The 8,592-nt window shown below is 61.6% G+C and carries 8 protein-coding genes; 3 read left to right on the forward strand and 5 right to left on the reverse strand.

The genetic code is table 11. From position 1 onward, the window contains the following. Window positions 1–403 precede the first annotated feature (403 nt). Window positions 404–1,825: a glucose-6-phosphate dehydrogenase gene (gene zwf, locus G3480_RS23815; protein WP_164656727.1), complete on the forward strand. Its 1,422-nt coding sequence runs from the start codon at window positions 404–406 to the stop codon at window positions 1,823–1,825. Window positions 1,826–1,907: 82 nt separating this feature from the next. Here zwf and G3480_RS23820 read toward each other — a convergent pair whose 3' ends face one another. Beyond that, window positions 1,908–2,669, reverse strand: coding sequence for an endonuclease/exonuclease/phosphatase family protein (locus G3480_RS23820; protein ID WP_164656728.1), 762 nt, complete (start codon window positions 2,667–2,669; stop codon window positions 1,908–1,910). 326 nt (window positions 2,670–2,995) lie between these two features. Here G3480_RS23820 and G3480_RS23825 point away from each other — a divergent pair, with 326 nt between their 5' ends. Continuing rightward, on the forward strand, window positions 2,996–3,181 hold the full coding sequence (locus G3480_RS23825) for a hypothetical protein (RefSeq protein ID WP_164656729.1): 186 nt from the start codon (window positions 2,996–2,998) through the stop codon (window positions 3,179–3,181). Window positions 3,182–3,347: 166 nt separating this feature from the next. Here G3480_RS23825 and rpoD read toward each other — a convergent pair whose 3' ends face one another. Next, window positions 3,348–5,201, reverse strand: coding sequence for an RNA polymerase sigma factor RpoD (rpoD, locus tag G3480_RS23830; protein WP_164656730.1), 1,854 nt, complete (start codon window positions 5,199–5,201; stop codon window positions 3,348–3,350). A gap of 166 nt (window positions 5,202–5,367) precedes the next feature. Here rpoD and G3480_RS23835 point away from each other — a divergent pair, with 166 nt between their 5' ends. Further along, window positions 5,368–5,523 (forward strand): hypothetical protein, encoded by a 156-nt coding sequence (locus G3480_RS23835; protein ID WP_164656731.1) that lies wholly within the window; start codon window positions 5,368–5,370, stop codon window positions 5,521–5,523. Window positions 5,524–6,755: 1,232 nt separating this feature from the next. On the opposite strand, the gene G3480_RS23840 is transcribed toward G3480_RS23835, so the two are convergent. The 3 genes from G3480_RS23840 to G3480_RS23850 form a co-directional block, all read right to left on the reverse strand. Further along, window positions 6,756–7,175: a globin family protein gene (locus G3480_RS23840; RefSeq protein WP_164656732.1), complete on the reverse strand. Its 420-nt coding sequence runs from the start codon at window positions 7,173–7,175 to the stop codon at window positions 6,756–6,758. Window positions 7,176–7,666: 491 nt separating this feature from the next. Next, the gene (locus tag G3480_RS23845; protein WP_164656733.1) at window positions 7,667–7,930 is read right to left on the reverse strand and encodes a hypothetical protein; all 264 of its coding nucleotides are present in this window, start codon (window positions 7,928–7,930) and stop codon (window positions 7,667–7,669) included. A 49-nt stretch (window positions 7,931–7,979) separates the two neighbouring features. Continuing rightward, window positions 7,980–8,240 (reverse strand): hypothetical protein, encoded by a 261-nt coding sequence (locus tag G3480_RS23850; RefSeq protein ID WP_164656734.1) that lies wholly within the window; start codon window positions 8,238–8,240, stop codon window positions 7,980–7,982. Between the last annotated feature and the right edge of the window lie 352 nt (window positions 8,241–8,592).

The raw sequence follows: 8,592 nt of genomic DNA on the forward strand, positions 1-8,592 counted from the left end.
GCGAAACTCAAGACAGATGAGTAGGATGCCATCGATCGCCCAGAAACAGTATTAGGACTTTCACTCAAGACCACTAGCCGTCCGTGCCAGCGGTCTGTTTGCACGGCACTCGGGCTGAATGGCCAAGCCCCTATTCGAAGGCCCGGGCCGACGCGAGACCACTTGAATCGCGCTGACGCGGAGGGCGGACCGCCGCCTGAGATGCTGAAAGTGATGATTCTCCAACTGCATCCCTCTCACATCCTCACCACCTATCGGTTTTATGTAGCCAGGGCTTCCAGCCCTGGCAAACCAGGCCAGGATGGCCTGGCTACGCAGGCTTGGAGCGGCTGTTCCGGTTGATTTCGGGAAACCGATAGGTGTTGAGCCCAGCCGGCTCGACCGGCTGCATAAGGAGGTTTGAATGGACAAAATCGATGACCGCTCGACGCACGCGGATGCGCTGGTCGTCTTCGGCGCGACCGGAGACCTGGCGCACAAGATGATTTTTCCAGCGCTGCATGCGATGGTCAGGCGTGGCGACCTCCGCGTGCCCGTCCTAGGCGTCGCAGCCTCCGGGTGGGGCCTCGATCAACTGCGCGAGCATGCGAGGGATGCCATCGAGCAAGCCAACGGAGCCGAGGATCCCGCAGCCCTCGACCAACTGCTGTCTTTGCTCCGTTATGTGGACGGTGACTACAAGGACTCGGGGACCTTCTTGGCGCTCAAGCAGGCGCTGGGCGAAGCGCGGCATCCCGCCTATTACCTCGCCATCCCTCCCGCGCTCTTTGCGACGGTGATCCAGGGGCTGGGCGAAGCAGGTCTGGCCGATCAGGCGCGCGTCATCGTCGAAAAGCCCTTCGGACGCGACCTGGCGTCGGCGCGGGAACTCAACCGCATCGCGCTGTCGGTGTTTCCCGAAGACGCGATCTTCCGCATCGACCACTATCTCGGGAAAGAGGCGATCATGAATATCCTCTATTTCCGCTTCGCCAACGCCTTCCTCGAGCCGATTTGGAATCGCGACTGCATTGCCAGCGTGCAGATCACGCTCTCGGAGGATTTCGACGTCAAGGGTCGGGGCAGCTTCTACGAGAGCGCCGGTTGTCTGCGTGATGTTATCCAGAACCATGTGTTCCAGATCGTCGCGCTACTGGCCATGGAACCGCCGGCCTATCAGGGCTATGGCGCTGTGCACAGCGAGAAGGCCAAGGTCTTTCAGGCGATGCGTCAGCTCCATCCGGACGACATGGTGCGCGGCCAGTACAGCGGCTATCGGGACGAGCCAGGCGTGGCGACGGACTCGGACGTCGAGACCTTCTGCGGGCTGCGGCTGTTCATCGACTCCTGGCGCTGGGCGGGCGTGCCCTGGTACCTGCGCGCGGGCAAGTGCCTAACGACCACTGCGGCCGAGGTCTTGGTGGAGCTGAAACCACCGCCCCAGAGGCTGTTCGACGATTCGGCGCCCGAGGCCGGGCGGGCCAACTATCTGCGCTTCAGGCTCTCGCCCAACGCCGCCGTCGCGCTCGCCGCACGCGTCAAGCGAGCGGGCAAGGAGTTCGTCGGCGAGCAGCGCGAACTCTATCTGTCCGAGGAGCAGCCCTGCGCCGAAATGCCCTACGAGCGCCTGCTCACAGACGCCATGGCCGGCAACGGTGCGCTCTTCACCCGCGAGGACGCGGTCGAGGCCGCCTGGGCGGTGGTCGACCCAGTCCTCGAAAGGCACCCCAAGACCCATCCCTATGAGCCGGGCACTTGGGGACCGGCAGCGGCGGATGCACTGATCGCGGCGCACGGGGGCTGGCACAATCCCAGCGGGGCTTCGCCTCAGATCGACGAGCCCTGAGGGATGCTGGGTTGCAGCAGCTTGACTCACGCTGCACCGACAAGGACTTGCGCGCCGTGCGCGCACACAGGCGCGGCGACGGTCATCGTAGCGGGTCCGATAAGCGGAATCGCGCCACCAAGGGTAGATGGTCAGAGGCCAGGCGAGTCTGGCGGGTGCGAACCACCCAACTGGACTCCAGCGTGAGCGACCCGCCAAACCAGATGCGGTCCAGCGCTAGCAGCGGCCAGCCGGCGGGCCAGGTGGCGCGCCGCGCGACCCGCTCGAGACGCGCGTCGAGCGGTTTCAGACGTGGGCTCGGATGCCATTCGTTGAAGTCGCCGAGCAGAATCACCGGCGTGGTGTCGCCTAGACCTTGCCGGATCGCATCAAGGCGCGCGGCGATGCGCGCGATCTGACCCCGGCGCTCAGCCGCACTCAGTCCCAGGTGCGTCGCCAGGCAGTGCAGCACGCCCCTCGCGCTGCCACCAGCTTCGGCACCGCGGGCTCCGGTCAATCCGAGCCGAACATCGACGAGGCCACGCGGCTCGCGCCCAGGTCGGCTCAAATCGATGCGCACTTTCGCATGCACGGGTAACCGCGTCAGCAAGACATTGCCATAGTGATGGGCGTCGGAGCGCATCGTTGGGCCGAGGACGGGCGCATACCCCTGCTCGATCAGCCGGCTGAGTAAGAGGATGGGGGCCGGCGCATGGGGTGTCTCCACCTCCTGCAGTGCCACCAGATCGGCGTCCAGCGACAGGATCACCTCGGCGATCCGGCGCGGGTCCAGCCGCCCATCGCGTCCTTGAGCGCGATGGATATTGTAGGTAGCCACCCGGAGCCCAGGTTGCGCGCGGGTCATGGCTGTGCCTCCCCTCCACCGATCTTGCCCCTGTTCTCTGGCGACACTTGGAAAGTGTCCATCAATTGTTTCCCGATGCGAGCGATGCCGCCCGAAATCCCCCCTAGCCCCCCTTTGCGAAAGGGGGGAAGTTGTTGATGGACGCTTTCTTGAGGACCACATCAAGCGCCCTGGTCTGCGCCTTGGTCGTCGGGCGATGAGGGGGGACTTGCTACTCTTCGAGCTGTTGATGTACGCGCTCCAGCTTTGGGTGCTGCGCGCCGCTGTAACTGGAGGCGGATTGGTTCGACCTGCCCTGGAGAAGCTTCTGGGCCTGGCCCCTCGTGGTGAGTTTCTTCTCGTTCGCGCTGCGCTGGCTGCGTCAACGCGGTTGGGCCGAGAGCGGCGACCGCCAATGGATCTTCCCGCTGCTTGCCCTGGCGGCATCACTTGCGGGCCTGCTACCGACCAATGCGCTGACGAAGTGGGCCAGGATCCTCATGGCTGGGACTTCCTGGCGATGGCCTTATTGAGCGGCACCGCCCTTGGTCCTCTTGCTTGCGGCACGCCCCCAAGGCTGCTTGATGATGGGTCTCAGGAAGTTTGGCCGCAGTGGTCATCCGCCTCCGTAATCGGAGTCGGTGCCACTGCGCGGCCGCTCGGACAATGGCGCCGAGCGGTCTGCCCAGCAAGCGCCGATCAGTCGCTGCTGGAGAAGGTGCGCAACGCATCGGAGCGCAATGGGTGACGCAGCTTGCGCAGCGCCTTGGCTTCGATCTGACGGATCCGCTCGCGGGTGACCTCGAACTGCCTGCCGACCTCTTCGAGGGTGTGCTCGGTGTGCATATCGATACCGAAACGCATGCGCAAGATCTTGGCCTCGCGCGAGGTCAGACTCGCCAACAGGGTCTGGGTGGCTTCGCGCAGACCGTCAGCGGTTGCGGCATCCAGCGGGGAGAGGACGCTCACGTCCTCGATAAAATCGCCAAGATGGGCGTCTCCGTCATCGCCGATTGGGGTGTCCATGGAGATCGGCTGCTTGGCGATCTTGAGGACCTTGCGGATCTTGTCCTCAGGCATCTCCATGCGCGCAGCGAGTTCGTCCGGCGTCGCTTCCCGCCCCTTCTCTTGAAGCATCTGCCGCGAGGTGCGGTTGAGCTTGTTGATGGTTTCGATCATGTGCACCGGGACACGGATGGTGCGCGCCTGATCGGCGATGGCTCGCGTGACGGCCTGGCGGATCCACCAGGTGGCGTAGGTGGAGAATTTGTATCCGCGCCGATACTCGAACTTATCGACCGCTTTCATGAGGCCAATGTTGCCTTCTTGAATGAGATCAAGGAACTGCAGACCGCGGTTGTTGTACTTCTTCGCAATCGAGATCACCAGCCGGAGGTTCGCCTCGATCATTTCTTTCTTGGCCCGCAGCGCGTTGGCCTCGCCGACGGACATCTTTCGATTGAGATCCTTGATCTCGGCAATCGTCAGGAGATTCTCGCGCTCGATCTCCTCGAGCTTGCACTGCGCCCGACGAATCTCGGGGGAGAGCGCGGCCAAGCGCGCTGCATAGGGCTGGCTGGACGCGACCTGCTGCTCCAGCCACTGCGGGCTGGTCGCGTTGTCCTGGAAGGTCTCGATGAAATGGGCGCGGGGCATGCCGGCTTGATTGACGCAGAGCGCCATGATCGTGCGTTCCTGCGCGCGAATCCGGTCGATCGTATGGCGCAGGCTCTCGGTAAGCGCCTTGAAGACCGGCGGGACCAGCTTGAACTGCAGGAACACCTCGGACACCTCGGCCATCGCCACCTGGGAGTCTTCGTGGTCACGGCTGTGGGCTTCGAGCGCCGCGCGCAAGATGCCGAAGCGCGCGCGTAACAGATCGAACCGGCGCGCCGCGTCTTCCGGATCCGGGCCAGTGTCGACAACAGCCGCAGAACCGCTATCGTCCTCGTCGCTGGTACCTTCAGCCATCTCCTCGGCTGTGTCGGCGCGTCGCTCCGCTTCTGCAGGCTGGGCAACCGACGCCGGCTCATCCTCTTCGTCGCCGTCATTGAAACCAACGATGACGTCAGTCACCTTGGCCTCGTCGCGTTCGACGCGCTCAAAGGTGTCGATCAGCTGCTCGACCGCCCGCGGGTAAACAGAGAGGGCCGCCAGCACCTCATTGAGTCCAGCTTCGATGCGCTTGGCGATCTGCAGTTCTTCCGCCCGCGTCAGCAGCTCAACAGTGCCCATCTCGCGCATGTACATCCGCACCGGATCGGTTGTTCGTCCGAGTTCACCATCAACTGCGGCGAACGCGGCGACCGCCGCTTCAGCCGCCTCGTCATCGGAAACCGCAGCATCGTTCAGCGACTGATCGACCACATCCGGGGCAGTCTCCTGAACCAGGATGCCCATCTCGTTGATCATGCGGACGATGTCTTCGATTTGATCCGCCTCGACGATGTCCGGCGGCAGGTGATCATTGACCTCGGCGAAGGTCAGATACCCCTGGTCTTTGCCTCTGGCGATCAGTTGCTTCAGCTGAGACTCTTGATGTGCTTGATCCATGGAATACCCTGCAAAGGACGAGGTCGGCGAATCGGTAACCCGCTACCTTAGCATAGCGCTAGCACATTAACCTAACTTAATCACTGCCTGTCACCTGAAGAACCCTAGAAAATAGCAATAATAATTTTATAAATCAGTTACTTAAAAATTAAATCCGCAGATGACGATGAGCATCGGAAGCCTGCGTGGCCCGAACCAGGCTCTGGAGACAGATGGTTACCCGGCACTTCATCTCCGGGTCACCGGCAGCGCTACCCCGGAGGTCCAACATCAGCAGGAGCCAGTGCGCGATCCCGACCTTGACCTCATCTCACCGCGTTGACCCTTCGCAGATTCTGACCAGGACAAAACATCGACGACATCCCTTAGCGACGACCCAGTTTCCTGCGTGTTAGACCAAGCCGAACGACCACCCTTGGCCTAGCGGAAAACCCTCACGGGCATCCGTCGCACTGGCCGGCCTGACTCGAATTCCTGAGCAAAATACTAGGTTTGACCATGCACTGAAAAGGGTATTCCTTGTATTTTACTCAGTCTTCACTATCTTCATCCCCGTAGTCGGAACAAACGACGGGGAACGGCGAAGGTAGGCGAAACAGACCCACGCGCTCGTCGTGACGCAGACCCCACCATCATTGAATACAGGTGAAATCATGACTGAAGAAACCATGCAAAAGAGCCAACGCCAAGCCTCCTGGATGATTTGGGCCATCTGCCTGGCACCACTCATCCCCTACGCGCTGCGCGGCGCGTCCTGACGGCGAACTGCAGCGGCGTCGACCCGATCGGCGCGCCTCAAACCTCCGCAAAGACTCGGTGAAAGGGGAAGATCATGACTGAAGAAACCATGCAAAAGAGCCAACGCCAAGCCTCCTGGATGATCTGGGCCATCTGCCTGGCGCCACTCATCCCCTACGCGCTGCGCGGCGCGTCCTGAAAGAGTCCAGAGCCGTCGGGCTAGCCCCCGACGGATGCTCAGCGCACGGCCGAGATCGGGGACGCACGACCCGCCTCGGCCGGCCCCACAAAGGCGGCTAGACCTGAGAGTCGAGGCCCGAGGATCGTCGGCGCCTCCGCCGAGTGTTAAAGCACTGAAGATGAGTGTTAAAGCACTGAAGATGGAAGCCCTAAGGTGAAATCCCGTCTCAGCAGGCCCAGAACCAACCCCACCCTACTCCAGCCCTTATCGTCCTCTAAGCTCCCGACAGCGCAACCGAGGTTGAGCAAGGCTTCGCTTGGCCGACCTTGTTTGGGCGACGATGAACGACGCACCATGCCTAGCCGCACTTTTTACTTTCCCGACCCCCATTGAGGCTCGGTCAGCCAGCCATGCAGAACCTGATTACTGAGAGCTTGATTCGCCCCCGGATTGGTCGCGACCTCCAGCACTCACATGCGGAACCTGAACCCCAGGACTGGCAAAGATTTTCTCGAGACGGCGCGCAATGCGAGCGCCATAGGCGGGGCGGATTCAAGCTTTAAGCGATCGGACGCTTGATTGAGGCCATTTTTCCCGCTTTGCGGTCTTCCCCGGGCGCCGTCACTGCCGGGTCGTCAGGTCATGCATTGCACTGCGGCACCTTCTTGCATGGCGCCCGCCAGCGCCATGTAAACCTCGGTCCAGGCAGCCCTCACTTCTGGCGTAAAGTCAGCGCCCAGTTCCTGACTCAGTGCCCACAGCAAGGCATCGGCCACCTTGTCGTAGTCGGCGTCGGTGACACCATAGCTGGCGTGTTGCGCCCCTAGGTCCTCGATTGCCGGCAGCACGGCATCAAGGTCGTCGAGCGCGTCGACTGCGGTGTCCAACATTGCCATGAACTTACGCCGCTGCTCGATCATATCCTCCTGGAACAGCGCCTTGATCTCTGGATAGTGCTCGAACAAGCGGCTGTAGAAGCGTTCCGCGGCCGGCTCAGCAAGCGGCTTGACTTTGATCCAGGAAGCGCGGACGAGGGCGATCGATTGCGGGGTCATAGGGTGTTTTCCACTGTTCAGCTGTACTCGAAGAAGGCACCGGGCCAGGATAACCGATGAACGGTTGAACCTATCCGGCGGATGCATCTCTGGTCAAGGCCGAACTCGCTGGGGGAATGAGGCGTGCCCTTGGAAACGCGCTTTCGGAAACTTGTTCGCAGGTCACCGCTTCAGCGCGCCGGCCAGCCCGCATGCTCTCGGCGCCTTGACCGCAAGGATTCGGCGCGCCGCCGCAGTCAGCCAAACCTCGAACTTTCCATGCCTCTGCCTCCGCGCACAGGATCGTCGGCAGGGACGTCTGATGAGGCGTTACGAACGGACGCAAACTCAAGGGAACCTGAGGTTCGCCAGTTCGCCGTTCGCCAGGCCAATTGCTGAGCTTGGTCGATCACTGCACGCCCATGAAAGTGCCCGTAACCGGAGCGACTGGAAAAGAGAACGGGGGTCCGAGGCCCCCCCGTCTAGCACCGAATCGAGCAAGTAACCAGGACTTAGAACAAGGAGACCTGACCGCTGATGCCGTTCTGCGTCTGGCTCGCACCGCTGATGTTGAAGCCGCCGGTGGCGCCACTCTGATCGATGGCGACCGCTTGGCTCTGCGCGAGTTCGTGCGTGCCGAGATCAAGCGTTGGTGAGTTGAAGTAGCCAAAGAAGGAAGCCAAGTCGCTTCCGGCAACGGCGAGGCCGCCGCGCACGCCACTCATGGCAGCCTTATCGAGGGTCCGGTCAGCAGTCAGATCGTTGATGGTCAACATGATGTTCTCCTAGATTGGTATGTGCTTATAGGGTCTGGAAAGGGTTGGCTCAGATCGCGACCTGACCGGACACGCCGTTCTGGTTCTGATCGGAGATCACAAGGTTCAGTCCGCCGATATTGCCCGCCTGATTGACGGCCAAGGCTTGCTCCTGTGCGAGCAGGTGTGTGCCGTAATCGATGGTCGGGGTGTTGAAGATCCCGGTTCCGAAGAAGGAATCGAAGTCGCTCAGGGCGAAACCACCGCGCACCTTGGTCATGGCAGCTGTGTCGAGGTCGTGGCGAACGGTGAGGTCGGTGATGGTCAGCATGATCGTCTCTCCAAGTGGGTTACATTACATCGCGCTGATGGTGCGCTTGCTGGAGATAAAGCAGAGGCTGTGCCAACTTCCAAAAACAGGTCACGAAGCCCCACGGGATCAGGCTTTCGAGGATGCGCCGCGCAGGGTCAGCGGCCGAAAAGGGGTATTCTGTTTGCAAACATCAAACAGAGAAGGAAAAAGTGTCTGCCAAAACCTGACCCAAAGCCCTAAGAGAGCGCCCATCAATTATTTCCCGCTGCGAGCGATGCCGCCCGAAATCCCCCCTAGTGCAACAGAGTGGAAATCCCGAGACTGTTTAATCATTCATGCCGCGAGCGGCTTTCCCTCATAGGTCCAGCGG

Origin of the sequence: Thiorhodococcus mannitoliphagus, assembly GCF_010915725.1 — a bacterium.
In the GTDB taxonomy this organism is placed as follows: domain Bacteria; phylum Pseudomonadota; class Gammaproteobacteria; order Chromatiales; family Chromatiaceae; genus Thiorhodococcus; species Thiorhodococcus mannitoliphagus.

Excerpts from the sequence above, each read along its gene's own strand:
- rpoD (WP_164656730.1), bottom strand. The coding sequence starts at position 5,201 with ATGGATCAAGCACATCAAGAGTCTCAGCTGAAGCAACTGATCGCCAGA.
- G3480_RS23820 (WP_164656728.1), bottom strand. The coding sequence starts at position 2,669 with ATGACCCGCGCGCAACCTGGGCTCCGGGTGGCTACCTACAATATCCAT.
- G3480_RS23845 (WP_164656733.1), bottom strand. The coding sequence starts at position 7,930 with ATGTTGACCATCAACGATCTGACTGCTGACCGGACCCTCGATAAGGCT.
- G3480_RS23835 (WP_164656731.1), top strand. The coding sequence starts at position 5,368 with ATGAGCATCGGAAGCCTGCGTGGCCCGAACCAGGCTCTGGAGACAGAT.
- G3480_RS23850 (WP_164656734.1), bottom strand. The coding sequence starts at position 8,240 with ATGCTGACCATCACCGACCTCACCGTTCGCCACGACCTCGACACAGCT.
- zwf (WP_164656727.1), top strand. The coding sequence starts at position 404 with ATGGACAAAATCGATGACCGCTCGACGCACGCGGATGCGCTGGTCGTC.
- G3480_RS23840 (WP_164656732.1), bottom strand. The coding sequence starts at position 7,175 with ATGACCCCGCAATCGATCGCCCTCGTCCGCGCTTCCTGGATCAAAGTC.